Genomic DNA, 25,071 nt, shown 5'->3' on the forward strand with positions numbered 1-25,071 from the left:
GCCCCGACGTTACCCGCGGACGGTCATGGCGGCGATTACGTACCAGGTAATGCGCCGCAAGTGCCGCAACACCGGCCTGCCGCCTTTACGTTGTAGATTTTTTAGCGAGATGGTCGCCGAAGAAGGCGAAGATCCGGTCCCAGCCGTCCGGCGCGTGCTCGCGGCCCCGGCCAAGCCCGAAGACGATCTTCGCGACCGGGCCGAGCGGCGGAGGCGGGGCGAACCCGGTGAGGAAGCTGTGCCCGGCGCCCGGATACTCCTTCACGTCGTGCGTCACGTCCGCGATCGTGAGAGCCCGCTCCAGCTTGTCCGCCGCCCGGCGCAGCGCCGGGTCGGCGCCGCCGTAGCTCGCGACGATCGGGCACGCGCCGCGCAGCGCCTCCTCCGGCCGGCGCGGCAGCATGCCGTAGTTGACGGACGCGGCCTGGAAGTCGTACTTCGCCGCCGCCACCAGCGCGAACCCGCCGCCCATGCAGAACCCGCACACGCCCACGTCGCCCGTGCAGTCGTCCCGGGCCGCCAGCCACGCCCGGGTCGCCTCGATGTGGTCGTACGTGGGGCCGCGGCGGGCGCGCATGTCGCGCATCGCCTTGGTGACGCAGCGCACCCACGGCGCGCCGCCGTACAGGTCGGGCAGGACGGCGAGATACCCGTTCGCGGCGAACCGGTCGGCCTGGGCGCGCATGTCCGTGTTGGCGCCCATCGCCTCGAACACGATGACCACGCCCGGCCACGGCCCCTCCCCGTCGGGGACGGCGAGATAACCGGGGAGCTCCCGCGCGCCCGCGGGAATCGTTATGTCAGACATACCGTCCAATAATTCCCCAGCGGCCGGGCCGGTGCCTAGACCCGAACGGGCGCGGCTAGACCTTCCGCCACTTGGGGACCCAGGTGCCGTCCTCGACGACGTAGTCGCCGAACAGGTCCGGGGCCTCCTTGCGCACCACCTCGCCGATCTTGCCGAACAGCAGCCGGATCTCCTCCTCGGCGCCCGGCGCGGTGCGGTTCTCCAGCGTGTGGCGCAGCGTGCGGACGTTCGCCGTCCAGACCAGGCCCGTGCCGACGCCCTCGGGCGCGAACCGGCGCATGAACGACGTCTTGTGCTTCTTCTCCTTGAACGGGACGCCCTCGTCGTCCAGCCCGAAGTGCCCGGCCATCCACGCCTGGAACTCCTCCATCTGCTCCAGCATGGCGGTGGCGCGCTTCATCAGCTCGGCGTCCTCGCGGGCCCAGTCGGGGAACCAGAAGGGGATGTCCTGGAGCCGGACGAACCGCATCGACTCCTGCGAGATCGCCACGCCCGGACGGTGCCGCACCAGCTCGTGGGTGAGGACGCGGCTCACGTTGTGCAGGACGAAGCTGAAGCTGACGTGCTCCAGCACCGAGCCGTGCAGGCTGCGCAGGATGTTCTCCAGGTACTGGCCCGAGTCCGTCCGGATCTTGACCACGTTGGGGTTGAGGCCCGGCTCCCACGAGCGGTAGCAGAGCCGTCCCGCGAACTCCGCGAGGTTCTGCGGGTCGTTCAGCTCGTCGTCGAGGTCGCCCCGGTCGAGGCGCTCCAGCCAGCTCTCGCCGCCGACGTCCCGCAGGTACCGGGCGACCTCGTCGTAGTCCAGTTCGGGCCGCGCGACGAGGAACACCTTCGGTTCGACGCTCTTCACTCTCGACTCCCCCTCGCTCGTATCCGTCGCCCCCAAGGAAACCACCCCGGCGGGGACGCCCGCGACCTGGGCACGCACCGCGGAGTAATGAGCGTCGGGGATGACGCTCATGGTGTTATGGCGCACACTGGAGAGATTCGCGTGGCCTGGGAGGGTTCGATGCCGTCTGAGCTGAAAGTGCTGGGCGCCTGCCCGCTGGACTGCCCCGACGGCTGCTCTTGGATCGTGACGGTACGGGACGGGAAGGCCACCGGCCTGCGCGGCAACCCCGACCACCCGTACACGCGCGGCGCCCTGTGCGCGAAGGTCAACCGGTGGCTGGAGCGGGCCGCGCAGCCCGACCGGATCCTGCATCCGCTGCGCCGGACGGGCCGCAAGGGCGAGGGCCGGTTCGAGCGGATCGGCTGGGACGAGGCGCTCGACGAGATCGCGGAGCGCCTGGACGGCGTCGTCCGCGAGCACGGCGGCGAGGCGATCTGGCCGTACTGGGGCACGGGCACGCTCGGCTACCTGCAAGGACTCGAAGGCTATGCGGGCAGGCGGTTCTTCAACGTGCTGGGCGCGTCGGCGCACGACGCGAACATCTGCTCGGCGGCGGGCAGCGCGGGCATGTCCGCCGCGATCGGCTCCTCCGGCGGGATGGACCCGCAGGACCTCGCCCACGCCCGGCTGATCATCCTGTGGGGCACGAACCCGCTGACCAGCGGCCACCACGTGTGGAAGTTCGTCCAGGAGGCGCGCAAGGCGGGCGCTCATCTGGTGGCGATCGATCCCGTCCGGACGCGGACGGCGCGCCAGGCCGACGAGCACCTGGCCCCGCTCCCCGGCACCGACGCCGCACTCGCGCTCGCCCTCCTCCACGTCATCACGGGCCTCGGCGCGCAGGACGAGGACTACCTGCGGCGCCGCACACTCGGCTGGGACGAGTTCCAGGGCCGGATCGCCGAGTTCCCGCCGGAGCGGGCCGCGGAGATCACCGGCGTCCCGTCCGAGCGGATCGTCGCGCTCGGGGAGCGGATCGCCCGGACGCGCCCCACCGCGATCCGCGCGACGCAGGGCCTGCAGCGGCACGCGGGCGGCGGCGCGGCGCTGCGGGTCATCGCGGGGATCCCGGCCGTGACCGGCGACTGGGCGCTGCACGGCGGCGGGCTCGCGTTCTCGACGTCCGGCCACGTCAAGCTGGACAAGGCCGCCCTGTGGCGGGACGACCTGCGCCCCGGCCCCGTCCGGACGCTGTCGATGAGCCGCCTCGGCGAGGGCCTGCTCGACGTGCGGGATCCGCCCGTCAAGGCCCTGTTCGTCATGGCCGCGAACCCGGTGGCCAGCACCCCGCACCAGAACAAGATCCGGCGCGGCCTGGCCAGGGACGACCTGTTCACCGTCGTCGTCGACCCGTTCCCGACCGACACCGCCGACTACGCCGACCTCGTCCTGCCGCCGACGATCCAGCACGAGCACGCCGACCTGCACGAAGGTTACGGACATCTGTACCTGACGTGGAACGAGCCGGCGGTGGCGCCGCCCGGCGAATGCCTGCCCGCCACCGAGACGTTCCGGCGGCTGGCGCGGCGGATGGGCCTGGACGAACCGAGCCTCTACGACTCCGACGAGAGCCTCGCCGAGCAGCTCCTCGCGTCGGGCCATCCGTGGCTGGACGGGATCACGCTCGACCGGCTGCGCAAGGAGGGGTTCGCGCGGATGTCCGTCCCCGACCCGTTCCTGCCCTACGCGGACGGGTTCCCGACGCCGTCCGGGCGGTTCGAGTTCAGGTCCGCGGCCGCCGGGCTCGCCGGATACGTCCCGCCCGCGGAGGTCGCCGACCCGGAACGCGCCGCGCGGTATCCGCTCGCCCTGATCTCGGCGGCGTCGCACGAGTTCCTGAACTCGCAGTTCGGCAACAACGCCGAGTTGCGGCGGCGGTCGGGCGGCCTGACCGTCCGCGTGCACGCGGACGACGCGGAGGCCAGGGGCCTGATGGACGGGCAGCGGGTCCGGGTCGGCAACGACCGGGGCGCGTTCGAGGCGGTGCTGGCGGTCACCGACGAGGTGCGCCCGGGCGTCGCGGCGACGGCGAAGGGGCACTGGGCCAAGCTCGCGGGCGGCGCGAACGCCAACGCCGTCGTGGACGAGCGCGACACCGACCTCGGCGGCGGCCCCGTCTTCCACGACACCCGCGTGGAGATCACCGCCCTCCCGGTACGGTGAGCCCCGGAGGGGACCATGACGTATCAGGCCATTCTGGACCGGGCCAGGAAATTCGAGCGGCAGGGGCGGCCCGGGGAGGCCGCGGCCGCCTACGAGGAGGCCGCCGAGGCGATGGAGGCTCGCGGGGACTGGACGTCCGCCGTCGCGACCAGGGCGCGGTGCGCGCGGGCGCTCGCCGCCGCGGGGAAGACGGGCGAGGCGCAGCGGCTCCTCGACACCCTCGACCGGGCCGCCGCGTCCATGCCCGCCGGGGTCCGCGCGGGGCTGGACGCGCAGGCCGCGCACGTGATGGCCGCCGCGGGACGCACCGGCGAGGCGGCCCGTCGCGCCTGGTCGGCGATGAGCGGGTTCTGGTCGCTGCACGACGCCAAGCGCGCCGACGCGGCAGGCGTCCACGCGGCGCGGCTCATCGTCAAGGACGCCGGCCCGCGTGACGCGCTCCGGCCGCTGCGGGAGCTGATGGCGCAGATGCCGCCCGGCGGGGACGGGCACCGGCAGGTCGCCAAGCTGCTCGCGGACGCGGAACGGCGCCCCGACCGCGACTACGACGTCCTGATCACCGACCCGGACAGCGCCGCCTGGGGACGTCTCGCCGCGGCCCTAGCCGTCGGCGCGCACCTCGCGGTCGGCAACGGCGTGGCGTGGAACGCCCTCGACCACGACGACCCCGGCGGCGACCGGGTCCTGCTGGAACGCGACTGGGGCGTCACCGACCACGAGAGCTGGCGCAAGCAGATGGACGCGCTGCTCGACGCCCGCAACAGCGACCCGGCCATCCAGATGGTCCTCGACCGGCGCGGGCGCGGCACCGGCCAGGGGGCGTGGCGCGCGGCGATCGTGGCCTGGTGCCGGGAGCGGGACATCGCGGAGCAGACCGTCCACGAGGTCGTGGAGCTGTCCGGCCAGATCCTGCGGTACGAGGCGCGGTTCCGCGCCGACGGCCTCCTCCCGCCGGACGGCCGGGTCGAGAGCGTCTACGGGTACGACTTCGGCCGCGCGGTGAACATGGCCCGCTGGGGCCTGAACGCCGGGTTCTGCGACGCGGAGGAGGCGGAGAAGTGCGTCCTCAGCGCCGGGCAGCGCGCCAACCAGGTCTACACGTCGTGGGGCTCGTTCTCCGCCGGCTACATCCTCGGGCGGATGCTGCGGTTCGACGAGGGCGAGTTCGGCGAGTGGTACGAGCGCTCCGTCGCCGGGCACCGCGTCCTCGCCGAGGACCCCGACAGCCCCTGGCGCCGCATGGCCTGGGGATGAGCCCGGGGACGAGGCTCCGGGGTCAGGCCAGGGCGTCGATGTCGGCGAGGATCGCCTGACGGCCCTCCTCGTCCAGGGACGAGGCGATCACGGCGTTGCGGGCCAGCGAGGCCAGGCCGTCGCGGCCCAGGCCGAACACCTCGGCGGCGATGCGGTACTCGCCGGTGAGGGTCGTGTCGAACATCGGCGGATCGTCGCTGTTCAACGTGACGAACAGGCCCTCGTCCAGCAGCCGCGGAAGCGGGTGCTCGCCGATGGACGCGACCTGCCCGGTGCACACGTTGGACGTCGGGCACACCTCGAGCGGGATCTGCGTCTCGCGCAGGTGCGCGACGAGGCGCGGGTCGTCCAGGCAGCGGATTCCGTGGCCGATCCGCTCGGCATGCAGGCCCTCGACGACCTCCCAGATCGTCTCGGGACCGGTCATCTCGCCGCCGTGCGGGAGGCTGCGCAGCCCGGCGGCGCGGGCGGCGGCGAACGCGTCGCGGAACGCGTCCCGGTACGGCGGCCGCATCTGCTCGATGCCGGCGAGGCCGAACCCGACGAGCGCCTCCGGCGGGTGCCCGAGCGCGTGGTCGAGGGTGGCGCGGGCGCCCTCGGCGCCGAACTCGCCGGGGATGTCGAAGATGTAGGCGACGCGGATGCCGAGCCGCTCGCGGGCCTCGCGGACGGCGTGGTCGAGCGCCTCGGTGATCGCGGGCATCGGCATCCCGGCCCGCTGGTGCGTGTACGGGGTGACGGTCAGCTCGACGTACCGGACGTTCTGGACGGCGAGGTCGCGGGCGGTGCCGAGCACGAGCGTCCCGACGTCCTCCGGCGTCCGGACGAGGGCGGACACCGACTCGTACACCTCGGCGAAGTGCGGGAAGTCGCGGAACTCGTAGAACGCGCGCAGCTCGCGCTCGTCCACCGGGACGGGCCCGCCGGGATGGCGGCGGGCGAGTTCGAGCACGGTCGGGACGGAGGCGGAGCCCACGAGGTGGACGTGCAGCTCGACCTTCGGCAGGGCGTCGATGAACGTTTCGATGGAGGTGGTTTCGGTGAGCACGCCGCGAAGCTAACAGCCCGTCCGGCCTGCACGATAGGCGATCCGGGCGAACCTGCCACGAAAATGTCAAGAACGCTCCGGGGACGGCGGTCCTGGTAGACAGGGGGCGTGCGGGCGGCTCGGTTGATCTCGATGGTGCTGCTCCTGCAGTCGCGGGAGACGATGACGGCGGGCGAGCTGGCGCGCGAGCTTGAGGTGTCCGAGCGCACCGTCTACCGCGACATGGAGGCGCTGTCGGCGGCCGGGGTCCCGGTGTACGCCGAGCAGGGCCGCGCGGGCGGGTACCGGCTCGTCGGCGGGTACCGGACGCGGCTGACCGGCCTCACCCGCGAGGAGGCCGAGGCGCTGTTCCTGTCCGGGCTGCCCGGTCCGGCCGGGGACATGGGGCGCGGCGACGCGGTGGCCGCCGCCGAGCTGAAGGTCCTCGCCGCGCTGCCCGCGTCGCTGCGGGACGCGCCGTCGCGGGCGGGCCAGCGGTTCCACCTGGACGCGCCCGGCTGGTTCGGCGAGTCCGGCCCGCCGCCGCTGCTGCGCGACCTCGCCCGCGCCGTCTGGGAGGACGAGCCGGTCGAGCTGCGCTACCGCCGCAAGGACACCGAGGTCACGCGCACGGTCGAGCCGTACGGGCTCGTGCTGAAGAACGGCACCTGGTACCTGGTCGCGCGGGTCGGCGGCAGGCCGCGCACCTACCGGGTCGACCGGGTGACGGACGTCCGGCCGACCGGCGCCCGATTCGACCGCGACGAGGAGTTCGACCTCGCCGCGCACTGGCAGGAGCAGGCCGCGTCGTTCGTGCGCTCGATGCTGCGCGAGGAGATCACCGTCCGGCTGTCACCGGCCGGGATGAGGATCCTGCGGTACGCCGTCGAGCCGTACGCGGCGCGGCGGGCGGTGCAGGACGCCGGGGAGCCCGACGGGGAGGGCTGGGTGGTGACCACGCTTCCCGTCGAGTCGATGGTGGTCGCGGCGTCGGAGCTGATGCGGTTCGGGCCGGAGGTCGAGGTCCTCGCGCCGCCCGAGCTGCGGGAGCACATGGCGGAGCGCGCCGCCCGCCTCGCGGAGCTGTACGCGCCCCGCTGAGCCCTTCGCTCCAGTGCCCGAGCAGGTCGGTGTCAGGCGCGGGCGGCGGCCTCGGCCGTGCGGCGGATGCCGTCGTACTCGTCGTGCACGTCGGCGAGCGCCAGCGCGCCCACCAGCCAGGACAGCTTCTCCTCGCCGCCGCCCCTGGCCACGTCCTCCAGCAGCTCGTCCGGGTCGGACGGCAGGCCGAGCCGCTCGGCGGCGGCGGCCGCGCGCTCGTCGACGAAGGGCCCGGCCTCCGGCCAGAACATCTGCGCCTCGCGGAGGAAGACCGTCAGGCCGGCGTCGTCCATCCCGGGGATCTCCCGCAGGAGGTCGCGCAGCCGTCCGGCGTCGCCGTCGGCCGCCGCGCGGAGCCGCTGCAGGTCGCCGTCGTAGCGGTCCATGACGAGGCGGGTGGCCTCGCCCAGCCGCCGGGACGCCTCCTCGGCGCCGTCGTAGCCCGCCCGGTCGATGACCTCGGCGCGTCCGCGCTCGTCCGACTTCGCCATCTCGGGCGCACTGTCCCAGTGCCGGTCCAGCAGCGCGCGGGTCGCGTCGACGGCGGCCCGCGACGGCGCGCCGTCGTCGGCGAGGATCGACAGGACCAGCAGCCGGAACAGCCCGGCCGCGGTGTTGGTCACCGTGAAGCCGGTGGTCTCGGCGACGTAGCCCTCCGGATGCCGGTCCAGCAGGGTCCGGACGGTGGCCTTGGTGCGCTCGTCCATGGGCATGGCCGTTCGCCTCCTCGTCCCGCGTGTCCTGCTCGTCCGCTCGCGGCTAACCCTGCTTGCGCGCGATGGCCTCGGCGAGCTCTTCCTTGGTCATCTTCGAGCGGCCCTGGACGTCGAGCCCGGCGGCGCGGTCGTACAGCTCCTTCTTGGTGCTGCCCTCGTAGTCCACGCCGCCGAAGCTCTTCCCGCGGCCGCGGCGGGCCTGCGGGTCCTTGGCCCGCGGGTCGGACGGGCCCTTCCGGCCCTTCGCGACCCAGCGGTCGCCGCGCTTCTCGAACTTGTGCTTGAGCGCCGAGTAGGCGGTGCGGTGCGCCCGCTCCCCCTCCCCGTAGGTGTCGACCGCGGAGTCGTGGGCCTTGGCGAAGGTCTCCTGGGCCTCCTTCGGGGAGCGCTGGAGCGTGCTGGGGAGCTCCTGCTTCCGCAGCTTGCCGCTCTTGGTGATCATCGGCATGGCTCCTCCTTCCAGGTCACTGCAAGCCATAACCGACTCAAACCATCTGAAACAGGAGCGAACCGCGCGCCGACCGGCGTCAGCGGTAGCCGGTGACGTCGGCGGGCAGCCCGGCCTGCTCCACCTCGACGATGTAGCGCCACGCGTCCGGGCGGCTGCCGTCGGCGTCGGTGAACCCGTACTCCTTGGCGAGCCCGCCGCTGGACAGCGACGCGCCGTTCCAGCGGGCCCGGTCCGGGTCGGCGGCGAGCGCCGCGACGGCCCGTCCCACGTACGCCGGGGACTCCGAGATCGCGAAGTGCGGGACGTCCTTCGTCGCGTCGCGCCAGTTCGCCTCCGTGACGCCGAAGTTGTCGAGCATCGCCTCCGAGCGCAGCCAGCCGGGCGTCAGCGCCAGCGCCGTCGCGCCGTACTCCGCGATCTCCTCGGACTGCGCCAGCGCCATCCTGATCACGGCGCTCTTGACGAGGTCGTAGAAGTAGCCGACGTCCTTGCGGTAGGCCGCGTTGTACTCGGCGGTCCCGTCGGTCATCTCGATCACGAGCCCGCCGGGCTCGCGGATCAGCAGGGGCAGGGCGCGGTGGCTGGTGATGGCGTGGGTCTCGATGCCGAGCCGCAGCATCCGCAGCCCGTCGTCCAGGGACTGCTCCCACAGGGACTTGCCGAACTCGAAGTAGCGGTCCGAGCCCCAGACGTCGTTGACGAGGACGTCCAGCCGGCCCTGTTCGGCGTCGATGCGCGCCACGAGCGCGGCGACCTGCTCCGGGTCGAGGTGGTCGACCCGGACGGCGATGCCCTCGCCGCCCGCGGCCGTCACCCGTTCCGCGGTCTCCTCGATGGTCTCGGGACGATCCATCTCCGACCGGTTCGACCGGGTGGACCGCCCCGTCACGTACACGGTCGCTCCGGCGGCGCCGAGCTCGACGGCGATGCCGCGGCCCGCGCCGCGCGTTCCGCCCGCGACCAGGGCGATCGTTCCTTCTAGCGGGGCGTTCTTCGTGGTGGGACTGCTCATGGGGACGATGCTGGCACGGAAACCTGACAACGTGTGTCAGCGTTCCGTCCCGGGAGTGCCACCGATCGGGCAGGGCGGGGTCAGGTGAAGATGCTCACCCCTCCGGGGCCGACGAGGAGCCCGACCACGATGAGCACGATGCCCCAGATCAGTTCGCGGCGGGCGAGGATCACATAGACCCCGGCGATCACCAGGATCACGGCGATGAGCCACAGGATTGTCATCATGGCCGCCGGGATCCCCCCGGAGAGCGCCCGGAAACGGGCGCTTCATTTCGGATAACCGAATTGGCGGTTATGTACCCCCCGGAGCGGAGAGGGGATCGCTCCCCTCTCCGCCGGGATAACGGCGATCACTGCGTCGCGGAAGGGCGGCGCCGTGGCCGGTCACCCAGTCTTCCCGCGCGCGCTGGGCCGCGATAGGACCCACAGGACCATTTCGGACGGCCGTCCCTCCTGCTACGGGACTAGGGACGGCTCAGCCTCAGGACGTTCGCCACGATCCGGTGCCCGGCCCCGCCCGCCGCCGTCAGGATGGACTCCGGGTGGAACTGCACCGCCCAGCGCCGCCGCTCCGGGTCCTCGATCGCCATCACGACGTCGCCGGTCAGCGCCGTCACCCGGAACCCCTTCACCCGGTCGGGCGTGGCGTGCAGCGAGTGGTAGCGGGCCGCGGTGAACTCGTCGGGAAGGCCCTCGAACAGCGCTCCCCCGGTCACCTTGACCTGGCCGGGCTTCCCGTGGGACGGCTCGGGCAGGAGCGTCAGCTCGCCGCCCGCGTGCTCCACCATCGCCTGCAGCCCGAGGCAGACGCCGAAGACCGGGAGGCTCCGCTCGTCCAGGGCGTCGAGGAGGGCGCGGGCGGCGAAGTCCTCGGGACGGCCCGGCCCCGGAGACAGAACGACGAGGTCGGGCGCGTGTTCGTCCAGCATCCGCGCCGGGAAGCCGTGCCGGAGCGTGACGACGTCGGCGCCCTGCTGGCGGAAGTAGTCGGCGAGGGTGTTGACGAACGAGTCCTCGTGGTCGACGAGCAGCACCTTCAGGCCGTCCCCGGGCCGCTCCGCCCGCGGCTCCTCCCGGGGCTCGGCGTCCGCCGCGCCCTCCTGGGACCCTGCGAGCGCGCCCAGCAGCGCGCTGGCCTTGAGGTGCGTCTCGCGCTCCTCCTCGTCGGGGTCGGAGTCGTACAGCAGCGTCGCCCCGGCCCGGACGGTCGCGACGCCGTCGCGGATCTGCGCCGTCCGCAGCGTCAGGCCCGTGTTCATCGACCCGTCGAACCCGATGCAGCCGACGGCGCCGCCGTACCAGCGGCGCGGCGACTCCTCGTGGTCCTCGATGAACTGCATCGCCCACGTCTTCGGCGCGCCGGTGACGGTGACCGCCCACATGTGCGTGAGGAACGCGTCGAGCGCGTCGAAGCCGGGGCGCAGCCGCCCCTCGATGTGGTCGACGGTGTGGATCAGCCGGGAGTAGATCTCGATCTGCCGGCGGCCGAGGACGCGCACGCTGCCCGGCACGCAGATCCGCGACTTGTCGTTGCGGTCCACGTCGGTGCACATGGTCAGCTCCGACTCGTCCTTGGCGGACGACAGGATCGCGCGGATCTGCTCGGCGTCCTCCAGCGCGTCGCCGCCGCGCTTGATCGTCCCGGCGATCGGGCACGTCTCGACCCGGTCGCCGCCGACCCGGACGAACATCTCCGGCGACGCCCCGACCAGGTACTCGCCGTCGCCCAGGTTGAACATGAACTCGTACGGCGCCGGGTTGGTCTCGCGGAGGCGCTCGAAGAACGCGGCGGGCGCGTCGCACCGCCCGTACATGGCGTGGCCGGGCGTCACCTCGAACAGGTCGCCGCGGATGAACTTCTCCTTCGCGTCCCGCACCACCTGCGCGTACACGCCGGGTACGGGCTGCGGCGGAAGCTCCGCCCGCACCGGGACGGGCGTCGGCTCGGTGGCGCGCGACAGCCCCGCGGTGCTCTTCCCGTCGACCTCGAACTCGTACGACAGGCGGTGGGAGGTCTCGCGCTTGCGGTCGACGACGACGAGCTCGTCGGGCAGGTGCAGGACGAGGTCGCGCTGGTCGTCCGGGCGTTCGAGCCGCGTCCGCAGCGGCTCGAACTGCAGCGACAGGTCGTACCCGAACGCCCCGTACAGGCCGAGGTGCGGGTCGTCGCAGCCGAACAGGCCGACCACGGCGCGCAGGGCGGTGAACACGGTCGGCTGGCGGCTGCGCTCCTCCTCGGTGAAGAACTCCTCCGACGGCGGGACGAACACCTCGAAGAGGCCGGGCCCGTCCGTCCGGACCTCGCCGACGTCGCGGAGCACCGCGGCGATGGCGGGCAGGACGACGCGTCCGCGCTCGTTGAGGGCCCGCAGGGCGACCGTCCGGCCGCGGGCGACGATCTCCGCGCAGGGGTCGGCGTAGGCCATGTGCCAGCGGCTGTAGCGGCCCGGGTACTCCATGCCGGAGCTGAGGACGCCGCCGCGCCGCTCCCCCACGGCGGCGACGAGGGCGTTCAGCACGTCGGACTTGCGCTCGGGATCGACCGGCGTGGCGGTACGGCTCACCCGTACGCCCCCGGTCGTGACGAACTCGCTGGTCAGCGGCTGCTGTGGGACGGTCTCCACCGCGGTGGCCCCTCATGTAGGGCCCTCACCAGGCGGGAAACGCGAAACGACCGCCGGTGAGGGCGGTCGCCTGATCAAGAACACGCACGAACCGGCACCGCCTCAGCGGCGCCACCACCACTGGGAGGCTGCGGTTCGCATGCGGCCGAGGTTACCATGGGCAGGGCCGAAAGGGATCACTTACCTCACGGAGCGGGCTCCCATGACCAGGAAGAACACCGAGTTCGAACTGCGCGGCGTCAACCACCTCGCGCTCGTCTGCCGCGACATGGAGCGGACGGTGGAGTTCTACCGGGACGTGCTCGGCATGCCGCTGATCAAGACGATCGAGCTGCCGATGGGCTGGGGGCAGCACTTCTTCTTCGACTGCGGCGGCGGGAACGCGCTCGCCTTCTTCTGGTTCCCCGACGCGCCCGAGCCCGTCCCCGGCGTGTCCGCGCCGAAGACCCTGCCGGACCGGGGCGAGCTGCTGTCGGCCGTGGGGTCGATGAACCACGTCGCGTTCGACGTCCCGCCCGAGCGGATCGAGGAGTACCGCGACCGGCTGATCGCCAAGGGCATCGACGTCGGGGTGCTGCTCAACCACGACGACAGCGAGTTCGGCGTCGCGCCGGAGAACCACGAGGGCGTGTTCGTCCGCTCCATCTACTTCAAGGACCCCGACGGGATCCTGCTGGAGTTCGCCGCGTGGACCCGGGTGCCGGACCGGCCGGAGGACGTCCGGCACGAGCCGAAGACCGCCGCCGACCGCACCGTCTGACCCGCCGCCTGACGCGCGCCGTCTGACCCGCGCCTGACCGGCCATCAGCGGCGCCTTTCCCCTGGTGGAACGCTCCACTCAGTCGTGCCGTGACCGAGATCACACCGTGATCATGAGGCGGGTACTCTCGCCCGGCCGCACTCTCCGGCACTGTACGGTCACGCGATCCGCGCGCCCGTGCCCCGCCACGCACGACGAGGAGGACCCCCTTTTGGCTCCCGAGAACCCCGAAGGCCCCGATTCCGAAGGCCCGGACTCCAAGGACGCGGACTCGTCCCCGCCCCCGCCGCCGTCCGCCGGACGCTCCGACCGGAGCCCCTGGAACTGGCTGCTGGTCCTCCCGGTCGCGGTCCCGCTGATGACGTTCATCTACAACAGCGACGAGCCCCGCCTGGCCGGCTTCCCCGCCTTCTACTGGATCCAGCTCGCCTTCATCCTGCTCGGCGTGAGCAGCACGGTCGTCGTGTACCGGATGACCAGGAAGCGGGGCTGAGCGATGGCGCGCGACCACATCACCGAGATCGTCGTCTTCTCCCTGTTCTTCCTGGTGGTCAGCGGGATGGGGTTCCTCGCGGCGCGGTGGCGCCGGGCCGAGACCCTCGACAACCTGGACGAGTGGGGCCTCGGCGGCCGCAGCTTCGGCGGCTGGGTCACCTGGTTCCTGATCGGCGGCGACATCTACACCGCCTACACGTTCGTGGCCGTCCCGGCGCTGGTGTTCGGCGCGGGCGCGGCGGGGTTCTTCGCCGTCCCGTACACGGTCATCATGTACCCGCTGGTGTTCCTGTTCCTCATCCGGCTCTGGTCGGTGTCGCACGTGCACGGGTTCGTCACCCCGGCCGACTTCGTCCGGGCGCGGTTCGGGTCGCCGACGCTGGCCCTGCTGATCGCGATCACCGGCATCGTCGCCACGATGCCCTACATCGCGCTGCAGCTGGTCGGCATCGAGGCGGTGCTGAAGGCGATGGGCGTGCACGGCCACTGGCCGATCATCATCGCGTTCGTGATCCTCGCGGCCTACACCTACCAGTCCGGGCTGCGGGCGCCGGCGCTGATCGCCTTCGTCAAGGACGTGCTGATCTACCTGGTGATCATCGTGGCGGTGCTGTACATCCCGGCGAAGCTCGGCGGCTGGGGCGACGTCTTCGGCGCGGCGAAGGCCAAGTTCGACGCGACGCCCGCGCCCGGCGACGGGATCACGCTCGCCGGCAGCGGCCAGCTGAACTACGCGATGCTGGCGCTCGGCTCGGCGATGGCGCTGTTCCTGTACCCGCACAGCGTCACCGGCGTGCTCGCCGCCCGCAACCGCGACACGATCAAGCGGAACATGGCGGCGCTGCCCGCCTACAGCCTCGTCCTCGGCCTCATCGCGCTGCTCGGCTACATGGCCATCGCCGCGGACGTGAAGCCGGTCACCACCGACGGCAAGCCCGACGCCAACACGGCCGTCCCGGTGCTGTTCGACCAGATGTTCCCCGACTGGTTCGCGGGGGTGGCGTTCGCGGCCGTGGGCATCGGCGCGCTGGTCCCGGCGGCGATCATGTCGATCGCCGCGGCCAACCTGTTCACCCGCAACATCTACCGGGAGTACATCCGGCGGGACGCCACCGAGAAGCAGGAGGCCACGGTCAGCAAGCTGGTGTCGCTGATCGTCAAGGCCGGCGCGGTGGCGTGCATCCTCGCGCTGGACCCGGAGTTCTCCATCGACCTCCAGCTCATCGGCGGCGTGATCATCCTGCAGACGCTGCCGTCGGTGGCGCTCGGCCTGATGACGCGCTGGTTCCACCGGGGCGCGCTCATCGCCGGATGGATCGGCGGCATGGCCGCGGGCCTGTGGATGCTGTACCAGATCCCGAACCCGGCGAAGGGCAAGGAGCACTTCGGCGGCTCGGCCTTCCCGCTCGGCGACCTCGGTATCGACACCGACATGACGATCTACGCCGGGATACTGGCGCTCGCCGTCAACGTCGCGGTCGCGCTGGTCGGGACCGTGGTCTGCAAGGCGGCGAAGCTCGCGGACGGCGCGGACGCGACCCGCACGTCCGACTACTTCGCGGACGAGGGCGACCCGAAGGTCAAGGAGCTGGACCTGACCGCCAGCACCTGACCCGCCGGGCGGCCCGACCGCCCGCCGTTCACCGCCGGGTGCCCGGAACTCGTTTCCGGGCACCCGGCGCACGACTGCGTCCGGCGCACCACGGCACCCGGCGTCCGGCGCACGACGGCGCCCGGCGCACAACGGCGTCCGGAGCCCGAATCCGGCATTGGCTGACCGGTGATCGAACACCCCGGAGATCGTCCCCGTCAAGATCCAAAGCTTGTCCGGAGGCGGCCACCGGCGCTGCCTGCGGGTTCATAAATGGCCAGGTCAGAGGCCGGGATCTTGACAATCTATTAGGATAGTTTCCTATTTATGCCGAAAAGACCAGCGGCCGTGCTGACGGCCGCCGCGCTCACCGCCGCCCTTCTCGCGGCCGTCCCGTCGAGCGCGGCGTCGGCGGCCTGCAACCCGAACCCCCGCGATCTCATGGTCACCTACCAGCCGGTCGACCACACCGTCGCCGACGCGAAGTACCACCTCGCGCGGCTCACCATCGACAACAACGACAGCAGCTGCGCCCTGAGCAGCGCCGGATGGGCGCTGTACTTCAACGGCGTGCGGCAGCCGACCGCCGTCCTCGCGGGCGAGGTCGGCGACATCGGCCGCAAGCAGCTCGCCGACCAGGGCCTCGCCGTGGCCCGCGCCGACGTCGCGCAGAGCGGCGACTTCTACGCGCTGAAACCCCAGGAAGGCTTCAAGGCGATCGCCCCCGGCGAGCGCCGGGAGATCGACATCAACTTCGAGGTGTGGGCCGTCCACAAGTCGGACGCCCCGAGCGGCTGGACGATCGCCTACGGCGGCGGCAGGCCCGCGTGGGTGCCGGCCAAGTCCCTCCTCGACCCGACCGACCCCAAGCAGACGACCGCGTTCTCCGGTGACAAGCGCCCCGTGGAGACGGCGGCGACCCGGTTCGCCGAGAACACCTCGCCCAAGATCGACCTCACGCTCCAGCAGAGCCTCGTCCCGCAGCCGCTGTCGGCGAAGTCGTCGCCCGGCACGGTCGCTATCGGCGGGCGCTCGCCCGTCACGGCCCCGCGCGAGCTGGGCCGCGAGGCGGGCTACCTGCGCTCCGCGCTGAACGACGTCGCCCGCGGAAAGGGCGCGCCGATCGCGCTCGGCGTCGACCCGAAACTGGACGTCGACGGCGACGGCAAGGCCGACGCCGAGGGCTACAGGCTCAGCTCGAACGGCAAGGGCGTCCAGATCGTGGGCGCCGACCGGGCCGGGGTGCTCTACGGCATCCAGACGCTGCGGCAACTGATCCCGGCCGGCGGTTACAAGGCCGCCGCGCGCGGCCACCGCGCGCCGACCGTGAACGTCCCGCAGGCCGAGATCGCGGACGCGCCGCTGTTCGGGTACCGCGGCCTGCATCTCGACGTGGGCCGCCACTTCGAGACCAAGCAGACCGTCCTGAAGTTCCTCGACCTGATGAGCTTCACCAAGCTCAACAAGCTGCACCTCGGGATCACCAACGACGAGGGCTGGCGGCTGGAGATCCCCGGCCTCCCCGAGCTGACCGACTTCGGCTCCAAGCGGGTGCACGACGTCCAGGAGAAGGACGGGCTGCACCAGGGCATGGGGTCGGTGAACGACCTCGGCGGCGGTGACGGCGTCACCGGCAAGGCGCGCAACGAGACCGAGGCCAACCTCGGACGCCGCCCCGCCTACCAGGGCTACGAGGACAACACCCTGAACTTCGTCGGCAAGGGCACCGGCCACTACAGCGTCCGGGACTTCGAGGAGATCCTGCGGTACGCGGCCGAGAGGCACGTCGAGGTCATCCCTGAGCTCAACTTCCCGGCGCACGCCCGCGCGGCCGTCCAGTCGATGGAGCGCCGCTACCAGAAGACGAACGACGACGCCTACCGGCTGCTCGACCCGGACGACACCAGCCAGCACGTCAGCGTCCAGTACTACACCGACAACCTCGCGAACCCGTGCCTGGCCAGCACGTACACGTTCCTGGACAAGGTCGTGTCCGAGGTGGCGAAGATGTACGGGCGGGCGGGCGTCCCGTTCAACCGGCTCAACCTCGGCGGCGACGAGCCCCCGGGTCCCCCTGCGGGCTGGTGGAACGGATCGCCGGCGTGCAAGAAGAACCCCGACACCGCGGGCAAGTCCGGTGAGGAACTGAAGCACCTGTTCTTCGGCCGCTACAACGACATCGCGCAGAAGTACGCCAAGACCACCGCCGGGTGGGAGGACGTCACCGACCCGACCCACGAGTTCCGCCTCAAGGGCTTCGCCCCGCTGCCGTGGCAGAACGTCTGGGGCTGGGGACGCGAGGACTGGGCGTACCGGTTCGCCAACGAGGGCACCCCGGTGATCCTCGCGCACGCGACGAACCTGTACATGGACCTCGCCTACAACAAGGACCCGGACGAGCCCGGCTACTACTGGGCCGCCCTCGTGGACGAGCAGAGCACGTTCACGTACCAGCCGTTCAACGTGTACGCCAACGCGACCGAGGACCGCTGGGGCAACCCCGTCCCGCAGAACCCGAACTGGACGAAGCTCACCCCCGAGGGCAAGAAGAACATCCTCGGCCTGGAGGCCCAGCTGTGGGCCGAGAACGGCAAGACCCCCGGGATCCGCGAGTACCAGGCGTTCCCCAAGCTCCTCGGCGCGGCCGAGCGGGCCTGGAACCGCAACACGCCGGCTCCGGACAAGATGGGCGAGGCCTGGAACGTCTTCAACAACACGCTCGGCCAGAAGACGTTCCCGCTGCTGTCGTTCTACAAGCCGGTCGGCCTCGGCGGTGAGGGCGTGAACTACCGTGTCCCGCTGCCGGGAGCGAAGGTCTCCGGCGGGACGCTGACGGCGAACGTCCGCAACCCGGGCATGGCGATCGAGTACTCGACGGACGGCCGGACGTGGCGCCCGTACAGCGGCCCGGTGAAGGCCGGCGACACCGTGCTGACCCGCACCCGCAGCGTGGACGGACGCACCAGCCGCATCTCGCCGGTCGGCGTCGCCAACTGGCAGGGCAGCGAGTCCTACGAGCCGGGCGACCTCGTCCGGCACAACGGCGAGCTGTTCCGCGCGACGCAGGCGGGCAGCGGCAAGGAGCCCGGCCGCACCGACGGCTACTGGGCGCTGCTCCAGTAACCGCTCGATTCCCGGCAAGTCGAAGGCCCGGCCGTCCGCAGATCGGACGGCCGGGCCGTTCCTTTCGCTCTGGCGCGGCCGTGCCGCTCAGGCGCGGCCGTGGTCGTCTTCGAGGCGTTCGATGTCGTCCTCGTCGAAGTGGCCGAACGCGATCTCCATGACGCGCACCGGCGGGCCGTCCGAGCCGAGCCGGTGCGTGTCGCCCGCGCGGATCAGGACCCGCTCCCCCACCTCGGGCAGGATGCGCCGCCCGGCCACCTCGAACACCGCGCCGGGGTCGAGCGCCACCCACAGCTCGTCGCGGTCGCGGTGCCGCTGCAGGCTGAGCCGCTGTCCCGCCGCCACGTGGATGATCTTCACGGTGGACGGCTCGTTGAGCGTGAAGCGCTCGAAGCTCCCCCACGGCCGCCGCTCGGTCTCCACGGCGGGGTCCGGCCGCACGGCGGGGTCAGGGCGTGCGGCCGGCTCTGGGCGCGCGTCGGGCTGCGGGCGGGCGTCGGTCTGCACAGTCACCTCGGGGATCGTGGGTCGTCGGACGGCTGCGGGCCGCGGGCGCCGGACGCGGCGGCCGGGAGCCCGCCGAGGACGAGGTCGGCGAGCCCGTCCACGACGGCCTCCCGCGGCACGTCCGCGTCGTGGTCGAGCCACCAGTCGCCGGCCGTCTGCACCATGCCGACGATCGCATGGCCCCACACGTAGGCGCGGGTCCGGTCCGTCATCTCGCCCTCGGCGATCATCACCTCGGCCAGCTCCCGGCTGACGTCGCGGATCATCGTGCTCATCGCGCTGTGCGTCGCCGTGTCCTCCGCGCTGGCCCGGTGCATCAGGAAACGGTAGAGGTTGAGGTTCTTGGAGATCGTCGCCAGGTAGGTGTCGATGGTGGAGCGGGTCCGCGCCCGGATCGGGTCGTCGCGGGAGAACTCCTCCCGGATGCCGTCGATCAGCTTGCGGGTGTGCCGCTCGGCCAGCGCCTGGTACAGGCCGCTCTTGTCGCCGAAATGGCGGTAGAGGATCGGCTTGCTGATCCCCGCCTCCGCGGCGATCGCGGCCATGGACGCCTCGGGGCCCTCCCGCTGGATGACCCGGTCGGCGGCCTCCAGGAGGGCGCGGCGCCGGCCGGGATCGCGTCCGGACCCCGGCGCCGTCCCGCCCCCCGGTCTCGTCATGGACAGCACGGTATCGGCGGTGTTACCCGGTGACAACACCCCCTGGCCTGCACGGAAGACGCGTCCCTGCGCCACCGCCGGCGACCGGAGCCCGGTTTGGCAGGAATTGCGGGTGTGGCCGGGACGGGCCCGGGGACGACCAAGGTCATCACCGAGGAGGTTCCCGATGCCGTCCCCCAAGCGTTCCCTCCTGATCTCCGCCGGCCTCGTCGCGCTCGTCGCCGGCCTGTCGGGCTCCCAGCTCGCCGCGGGCGCCGCGGCCGTCCCCGCCGACGCCCCGGCGCCGGGTCCCGGCGTGCGCGGGGTCGTCCTCGCCGTGCACGGCGGCGCGGGCTCCCTGCCGCGCGGCAGCCTGACGCCCGAGCAGGAGAAGGCCTACCGCGACGGGCTCACCAAGGCGCTCCGCACCGGCTACGAGCTGATCAAGGACGGGAGGCCGGCGCTCGACGCCGTCGAGAAGGCCGTCAACGTCCTGGAGGACGACCCGAACTTCAACGCGGGCAAGGGCGCGGTGTTCAACACCGACGCCGAGCACGAGCTGGACGCCTCCATCATGAACGGGAAGGACCGCAGGTCGGGCGCGGTGGCGGGCGTCCACCACACCAAGAACCCGATCTCCCTCGCCCGGATGGTGATGGAGAAGTCGCCGCACGTCTTCATGGCCGGGAAGGGCGCCGACGACTTCGCGCTCCGCAACGGCGTGCCGTTCACTCCCCAGGACTACTTCTGGACGCAGCGCCGCTGGGACCAGCTCATGGCCGCCAAGGACAACCCGCCGGCGACGGCGGGCGCGAAGCCCGAGCGGTCCGAGACCGGCGGGACGGTCGGCGCGGTCGCCCTGGACGGCGACCGCGACATCGCGGCGGCGACGTCCACCGGCGGCCTGACCAACAAGCAGGTCGGACGCGTGGGCGACTCCCCCGTCATCGGCGCCGGAACCTACGCCGACAACCGCACCGTGGCCGTCTCGTGCACGGGCACCGGCGAGGTCTTCATCCGCGGCGTCGCCGCGCACGACATCTCCGCCCTCATGGAGTACGCGCGCATGCCCGTGACGAAGGCGGCGGCGACGGTCGTCAACCAGAAGATCACGGCGCTCGGCGCGACCGGCGGCGCGATCGCGCTCGACGGCAGGGGCACCCTCGCCGCGCCCCACAGCACCAAGGGGATCATCAACGGCTACGTGACCAAGGACGGCGAGATCAAGACGAGGCTCTACGACGACGAGACCCCGCCCGAGTAGCCGACCCGGCCTCTCTCGCGGGTCAGGTCTTCCGGGCGGTGATCCAGGTGGCGATCTGCGCACGCGAGGAGAAGCCGAGCTTGGCGAGGATGTGCTCGACGTGCGAGTCGGCAGTGCGCTTGGCGATCGTCAGCCGCTCGGCGATGGCGCGGTTGGACAGGCCCTCGGCGACCAGCGCCGCGACCTCCAGCTCGCGCCCGGTGAGCGGGCCGCCCCCCTCCGCTCCGGCGGAGGGGGCGGCGGCGCCCGACGGGGTCCCGCCGAGCGCGTCCTCGATCGCGTCCGTGAGCGGAAGGCGCCGGCCTTCCTCCAGGGCGGTGCGGTACCGCTCCTCTCCGAGCGCCTCCAGGGCCCTGCCGGTGTGGATCTCCCGCAGCAGCGCGTGATGCGGGCCGAACCAGGACGTCTGCGTGAACTCGCGCAGCCGGTCGGCGGCGCCGAGGAGCCTGACCGCGCGGGTGGGCTCGCCTTGGCCGGACAGGCACGCGGCGATCGACTCCAGCGCCAGCGTCATGCCGAGCCCGTCGTCCAGGTCGCGTTTGATCCGCAGCGACGTGCGCAGCCGCTCCATCGAGGCGTCGAGGTCTTCGGCGAGCCACAGCGCCAGGCCGCAGACGAGCATCCCGTAGGAGCGGACCCACAGCTCGCCGCTCTCCTCACCGGCGCGCACCGCGCGGTCGGCGTGGTCGACGGACGCGGCGAAGTCGCCCTTGAACAGGTGCGCCACGCCGCGGAACACGTCGATGAGCGTGAAGAGCACGTCGTCCTGGCCGGATTCGCGGTACAGGCCGTCGGCCGTCGTGAGCAGCCGCAGCGCGAGGTCGAAGTCGCCCGTGAACAGGGCCCAGATGCCCTCGCCCGCGTGGGCGAGCGCGATGCCGCTCTGATCGCCGTCCGCCCGGCCCTGGGCCAGCGCCCGGTCCAGCAGCTCGCGGGCCCCGTCCAGGTCGTTCTGGAGGGTCATCATCAAGGCGGCCGCCGCGAGGCAGCCCGACCAGCCCGCACCCGTGGTGTCGCGGGTCTCCAGCACCCTGTCCGCCCACTGCCGGCCCTCGCCGAGCGTCCCGCGCAGCGCCCAGAACCGGCCGAGGGACTCCATCGCCTCCTGGAGCCGCTCCGGCTCGGCCGTCGCGACGCCGTCGCCCAGCAGCGCGCGGATGTTGCCGCGCTCGCAGTCGAACCATTCGAGCCAGCGGGCCTGAGCCGCGCTCGGCAGTTCCCGGCGGGCGCGGTGGAGCAGCCCGGCGTACCAGGCGAAGCAGCGGCGGCGGAGCCGGTCCGCGCCGCCCAGCTCGGTGAGGCGCTCCGCGCCGTACTCGCGCAGCGTGTCGAGCATCCGGTAGCGGGCCTGGCCGTTGCGGTCGGCGCGCTGCGCGATCGACTTCTCGACCAGGCCCGTCAGGGCCCCGACGACCGCCTCGGGCGGCAGGCCGTCGCCGGCGCAGACGTTCTCGGCGGCGTCGAGGTCGAAGCCGTCGGCGAACACCGAGAGGCGGGCCCACAGCAGCCGCTCCTCGGCGGAGCAGAGCTCGTGGCTCCAGTCGACCGCGGCGCGCAGCGTCTGGTGGCGCCGGACGTTCGTGCGCCTGCCGCGCACCTGGAAGAGGTGGGTGCCGAGGCGCCCCAGCACCTGGTCCAGCGAGAACGCCCGCAGCTGGACGGCGGCCAGCTCGATCGCCAGCGGGATGCCGTCGAGCCGGTCGCACAGCCGTGTGGCGGCGTCGCGGTTGCCGTGGGTGAGCGTCCAGCCCTGGACGGCCGCGGCCGCGCGCTCGGCGAACAGCTTGACGGCGTCGCAATCCGCATCGTCCGGGGAGCCGTCAGGTGAGCCGTGCACGAGGTCGTCCGGTAGGCCGTCCGGAAGGCCGACCGCGGCGGGGCCCGGACGGCCCAGCGGCGTGACGGGGACGGTGTGCTCGCCGGCCACGTCCAGCGCCTGGCGGCTGGTCGCGAGGACGTGGAGCCCGGCGGCGGTCCCCAGTAGCGCCTCGGTCAGGATGGCGCACTCGTCCAGCAGGTGTTCACAGGTGTCGAGCACGAGCAGGACGCGGCGGTCGGCGAGGTGCTCGGCGAGGCGGGCGGCCGCCTCGCCGTCCTGCTCGGTCAGCCCGAGCGCGTCGCAGATCGCCTGCGCCAGCAGCGACGGCTCGGTGAGCCCGGAGAGGCCGACGAAGTACACCCCATCGTCGAAGGCGTCGCGCACCAGCGTCGCCGCGCGGACCGCGAGCCTGGTCTTGCCGACGCCGGCGGGCCCGATCAGCGTGATCAGCCGGTGCTCGTCGATCAGCCGCCGGAGCCGGCCCAGCTCCGCGTCCCGGCCGATGAAGCTCGTGAGCTCCGCGGGAAGCCGTCCGGTCTGTCGTTCGAGCGTCGCCTGCCGCGCCACGGCCCGCCTCCGAGTCAGCTCCCGCCGGAAGCCCGGCTACCACAAGACATCCTGGATTGTATTCGCATCACCACGCAGAGCGACCATGATCGCCAAATTGTCAGGCGTCATTTGAGGACCGTCCCGCGGCCGGCCCTCAGTTTCGGTAGCCGGCATCGGTGTATTGGCCGATGCGCAACGGACGGGGCCCCACCAGGATGGGCACCGGCCGCGGGGGCATGGCCGTCCTTTGTCCGGAGGGACGGGCCGTCTACGTAGGACGCACTTTTCGCTCGAATCTGCGAAATGTGTCCCCGAGAGGGCCTTTCAGCGGCGTTCCCCTTGCGGTCCGCCGATCCGGCGGGCCGGGATGAATTCGCGGGGGGGACCGGCCCGCCGGGAGCGACGGGCGGGGCACCCCCCGGGTCAGGACGGCGCGGCCGGCGGGGCGGCGCGGCCGGAAGGGAGCAGGACTGATGGCGGGCGGAATGGGCGGGGATCTCTACAGCTGGGACGTCCGGTGCCGGGACGCGAGGCGCGCCGGGCCCGGCGGCATCAGCGCCGACCGGCAACGAGCGGTGGACGCTCTCACCGAGGCCCTTTCCGGCGAGCGGACCGGCGCTTCGGGGGCCGTGTGGGCCGTGCGCCTCAAACCGGGCCGCCATCCGGAGTACTTCTACGACGGTCTCATCGCCAATGGCGTCCGCGACCCGCGGTCCGGCGCGGTCACCGTCGAGGCGGCCCGCTAGAGCAGGCCGCGCCCACGTCCGGCGAGGACGTGGGCGCGGGCTCGGCCGTCGCGGGTCAGCTGGTGGGGCACTTCTTCCAGGCGAACTGGTAGACGGTCCTCACGCTTCCGTCGGCGGAGTCGAAGGACATGAAGCTGGTCTCGTTGGACGAGCCCTTCTCCACGCGCAGTTCGGTGTTGATGTTGAAGTTGCGGTTCTCACCGCACGGCTTGTAGACGAGCTCGGCCACCGGGGTCCGGTCGGTGAACTGCCAGTTGCTCGAGTACTTGCCCTTGATGGTGTGGCTGATGGGCGTCGTCTGGGACATGCCCTGGTGGTAGTAGTTCGCGCGCTCGGTGCCGGTCGCCCCGGCCGCCAGGTGCGCGAAGCCGCGGTAGTCGGCGCTCGCGATCGCGTAGGTGAATCCCTGTGGGATGTGCACGGACAGGCTGAGCTGGCAGTTCTTGCGGAAGTCGGTGGGCTTGGAGTCGCCGCCGGCCTGCGCCGTGTAGTCGCTGTAGGTGACGGTGAACGCGGTGTTGTCGCTCGAGGGGGCGACGGCGGCGGTCCCGGCGGGGCAGCCGGAGCCGTTCACCGTCAGGACCTCCATGGTGATCTTGCCGGGAGGCGGCGGGTCGTCCGTCGTCGCCGACGCCGACGGGGCCGCGGCCGCGGTCAGCGCGAGGGCGGACAGGCATGCTGCCGAGGCGATGAAACCTTTGCGCATGGTCTTTCTCCTTCTGTGGGGGTTACACGGGGTTAAAGGAGCAGCGGTACCGCTCGGTCAGAAGTCGACGTTCCGCTCCCCGGCGCACGGCTTCCCACCGGCACACGGTCAGTGAAATGCCGGTCGCCGTCGTAAGCGCCGAACGGATGGCGCGTGATCGCCTTTGGCCCGCCGGTGACCCCGGAATCGTGGGCCGGCCTTCCGCGCGGCCTCCGGGGCGGTGCGGCCGCGGTAGTCCGTCGACGGTCGCGCATCGGCTACCACAACAGATCCCGTGAGGCCGTCGCACATGCGATTCCTTTTCGCTGGAATTCGGTGCTCTCCTGAGCGGCGGGCAGGCGATCGCCCGACAATTCGTTTCCATTCAAACATTCGCCGAATGGAGGCGGCGCCGGGAACCGAATGAAGCTTAACCATAGCGCCCGGAAATCTCAATCATCAGTCTTTAACTTCGCTATACTTGAATAGAATTGGAGATACGGGCGTGAACCGTTCCAGTTGATCAGCGGACATCGAACACGCAATGAATTTCCAAAACGGAACGTTCCATCCACCCGATCCCGTCTAACGGCCCACGAACACCCCCCGAACCAGCCCGGCCCGAGGGGGCCGCCTGGGCCCGGCGCGCAGGGTCACGGCGTCCTGGTAAAGACCGACGGAACGATCGTCCGTCGGACATCGACGGCGAGAGCACCGGCCGCCTACATCACCGAGATGGAACGCACCGTCGCGCAACTCCTCGCGCCGTCGCCGAAACGGGCCGTAGCTCCCGCACTCTTAGGACGTCACGGAGGAACGTTCCGCCGCGTCCTGGTCGTGC

General features: G+C 72.0%; 20 protein-coding genes and 1 pseudogene. 9 read left to right on the forward strand and 12 right to left on the reverse strand.

What is annotated here, in order from left to right; all coding sequences use genetic code 11:
* Nucleotides 1–85: 85 nt before the first annotated feature.
* Nucleotides 86–808 (reverse strand): dienelactone hydrolase family protein, encoded by a 723-nt coding sequence (locus E1287_RS01810; protein ID WP_131962881.1) that lies wholly within the window; start codon nt 806–808, stop codon nt 86–88.
* Nucleotides 809–863: 55 nt separating this feature from the next.
* Nucleotides 864–1,661 (reverse strand): FAD-dependent thymidylate synthase, encoded by a 798-nt coding sequence (gene thyX / locus E1287_RS01815; RefSeq protein WP_131962883.1) that lies wholly within the window; start codon nt 1,659–1,661, stop codon nt 864–866.
* Nucleotides 1,662–1,820: 159 nt separating this feature from the next.
* Here thyX and E1287_RS01820 point away from each other — a divergent pair, with 159 nt between their 5' ends.
* Together E1287_RS01820 and E1287_RS01825 are read left to right on the forward strand one after the other, a co-directional pair.
* Nucleotides 1,821–3,866, forward strand: coding sequence for a molybdopterin oxidoreductase family protein (locus tag E1287_RS01820; RefSeq protein WP_131962885.1), 2,046 nt, complete (start codon nt 1,821–1,823; stop codon nt 3,864–3,866).
* Nucleotides 3,867–3,881: 15 nt separating this feature from the next.
* Nucleotides 3,882–5,120: a DUF1266 domain-containing protein gene (locus tag E1287_RS01825; RefSeq protein ID WP_131962887.1), complete on the forward strand. Its 1,239-nt coding sequence runs from the start codon at nt 3,882–3,884 to the stop codon at nt 5,118–5,120.
* 22 nt (nt 5,121–5,142) lie between these two features.
* Here the strand turns inward: E1287_RS01825 and add are convergent, their stop codons facing one another.
* On the reverse strand, nt 5,143–6,168 hold the full coding sequence (add, locus tag E1287_RS01830) for an adenosine deaminase (RefSeq protein WP_131962889.1): 1,026 nt from the start codon (nt 6,166–6,168) through the stop codon (nt 5,143–5,145).
* A 108-nt stretch (nt 6,169–6,276) separates the two neighbouring features.
* On the opposite strand from add, the gene E1287_RS01835 reads away from it, so the two are divergent.
* Complete coding sequence (locus tag E1287_RS01835) at nt 6,277–7,248, forward strand: YafY family protein (RefSeq protein ID WP_131962892.1); 972 nt, start codon at nt 6,277–6,279, stop codon at nt 7,246–7,248.
* A gap of 32 nt (nt 7,249–7,280) precedes the next feature.
* Here E1287_RS01835 and E1287_RS01840 read toward each other — a convergent pair whose 3' ends face one another.
* The 5 genes and pseudogenes from E1287_RS01840 to E1287_RS01855 all read right to left on the reverse strand — a co-directional run bounded on the left by E1287_RS01840 (nt 7,281) and on the right by E1287_RS01855 (nt 12,053).
* Complete coding sequence (locus E1287_RS01840; protein WP_131962894.1) at nt 7,281–7,961, reverse strand: hypothetical protein; 681 nt, start codon at nt 7,959–7,961, stop codon at nt 7,281–7,283.
* Between the two features lie 55 nt (nt 7,962–8,016).
* Nucleotides 8,017–8,412, reverse strand: a pseudogene (locus tag E1287_RS01845) (ChaB family protein); the annotation flags it as partial.
* Between the two features lie 79 nt (nt 8,413–8,491).
* Entirely contained in the window at nt 8,492–9,427 is a 936-nt protein-coding gene (locus E1287_RS01850) for an SDR family oxidoreductase (protein WP_131962898.1), read from the reverse strand.
* An 80-nt stretch (nt 9,428–9,507) separates the two neighbouring features.
* Nucleotides 9,508–9,654 (reverse strand): GPGG-motif small membrane protein, encoded by a 147-nt coding sequence (locus tag E1287_RS43470; protein ID WP_165968844.1) that lies wholly within the window; start codon nt 9,652–9,654, stop codon nt 9,508–9,510.
* Between the two features lie 239 nt (nt 9,655–9,893).
* The gene (locus E1287_RS01855; RefSeq protein ID WP_131962900.1) at nt 9,894–12,053 is read right to left on the reverse strand and encodes an anthranilate synthase component I; all 2,160 of its coding nucleotides are present in this window, start codon (nt 12,051–12,053) and stop codon (nt 9,894–9,896) included.
* Between the two features lie 202 nt (nt 12,054–12,255).
* Here E1287_RS01855 and E1287_RS01860 point away from each other — a divergent pair, with 202 nt between their 5' ends.
* The 4 genes from E1287_RS01860 (at nt 12,256) to E1287_RS01875 (ending at nt 18,022) form a co-directional block, all read left to right on the forward strand.
* Nucleotides 12,256–12,813 carry a VOC family protein gene (locus E1287_RS01860; RefSeq protein WP_131962902.1) on the forward strand — a complete coding sequence of 186 codons (558 nt, stop codon included), beginning with the start codon at nt 12,256–12,258 and terminating at the stop codon, nt 12,811–12,813.
* A 211-nt stretch (nt 12,814–13,024) separates the two neighbouring features.
* The gene (locus E1287_RS01865; RefSeq protein WP_243718504.1) at nt 13,025–13,306 is read left to right on the forward strand and encodes a DUF3311 domain-containing protein; all 282 of its coding nucleotides are present in this window, start codon (nt 13,025–13,027) and stop codon (nt 13,304–13,306) included.
* Between the two features lie 3 nt (nt 13,307–13,309).
* Entirely contained in the window at nt 13,310–14,920 is a 1,611-nt protein-coding gene (locus E1287_RS01870; RefSeq protein ID WP_131962906.1) for a sodium:solute symporter family protein, read from the forward strand.
* A gap of 306 nt (nt 14,921–15,226) precedes the next feature.
* Nucleotides 15,227–18,022 carry a family 20 glycosylhydrolase gene (locus E1287_RS01875; RefSeq protein ID WP_165968845.1) on the forward strand — a complete coding sequence of 932 codons (2,796 nt, stop codon included), beginning with the start codon at nt 15,227–15,229 and terminating at the stop codon, nt 18,020–18,022.
* Nucleotides 18,023–18,109: 87 nt separating this feature from the next.
* On the opposite strand, the gene E1287_RS01880 is transcribed toward E1287_RS01875, so the two are convergent.
* Together E1287_RS01880 and E1287_RS01885 are read right to left on the reverse strand one after the other, a co-directional pair.
* Nucleotides 18,110–18,535 carry a phosphomannose isomerase type II C-terminal cupin domain gene (locus E1287_RS01880; RefSeq protein ID WP_243718506.1) on the reverse strand — a complete coding sequence of 142 codons (426 nt, stop codon included), beginning with the start codon at nt 18,533–18,535 and terminating at the stop codon, nt 18,110–18,112.
* A complete protein-coding gene (locus tag E1287_RS01885) occupies nt 18,532–19,188 on the reverse strand; it encodes a TetR family transcriptional regulator (RefSeq protein ID WP_131962908.1) in 657 nt (218 codons plus the stop codon). The genes E1287_RS01880 and E1287_RS01885 overlap by 4 nt, the downstream gene beginning before the upstream one ends.
* A gap of 166 nt (nt 19,189–19,354) precedes the next feature.
* On the opposite strand from E1287_RS01885, the gene E1287_RS01890 reads away from it, so the two are divergent.
* Nucleotides 19,355–20,431, forward strand: coding sequence for an isoaspartyl peptidase/L-asparaginase (locus E1287_RS01890; RefSeq protein ID WP_131962910.1), 1,077 nt, complete (start codon nt 19,355–19,357; stop codon nt 20,429–20,431).
* Between the two features lie 22 nt (nt 20,432–20,453).
* Here E1287_RS01890 and E1287_RS01895 read toward each other — a convergent pair whose 3' ends face one another.
* Entirely contained in the window at nt 20,454–22,817 is a 2,364-nt protein-coding gene (locus tag E1287_RS01895) for a LuxR C-terminal-related transcriptional regulator (RefSeq protein WP_131962912.1), read from the reverse strand.
* Nucleotides 22,818–23,272: 455 nt separating this feature from the next.
* On the opposite strand from E1287_RS01895, the gene E1287_RS01900 reads away from it, so the two are divergent.
* A complete protein-coding gene (locus tag E1287_RS01900) occupies nt 23,273–23,545 on the forward strand; it encodes a hypothetical protein (protein ID WP_131962914.1) in 273 nt (90 codons plus the stop codon).
* Nucleotides 23,546–23,600: 55 nt separating this feature from the next.
* Here E1287_RS01900 and E1287_RS01905 read toward each other — a convergent pair whose 3' ends face one another.
* Nucleotides 23,601–24,251 carry a DUF4360 domain-containing protein gene (locus E1287_RS01905; protein WP_131962916.1) on the reverse strand — a complete coding sequence of 217 codons (651 nt, stop codon included), beginning with the start codon at nt 24,249–24,251 and terminating at the stop codon, nt 23,601–23,603.
* Nucleotides 24,252–25,071: the final 820 nt, after the last annotated feature.

The organism is Actinomadura sp. KC06, assembly GCF_004348735.1.
Taxonomy (GTDB): Bacteria; Actinomycetota; Actinomycetes; order Streptosporangiales; family Streptosporangiaceae; genus Spirillospora.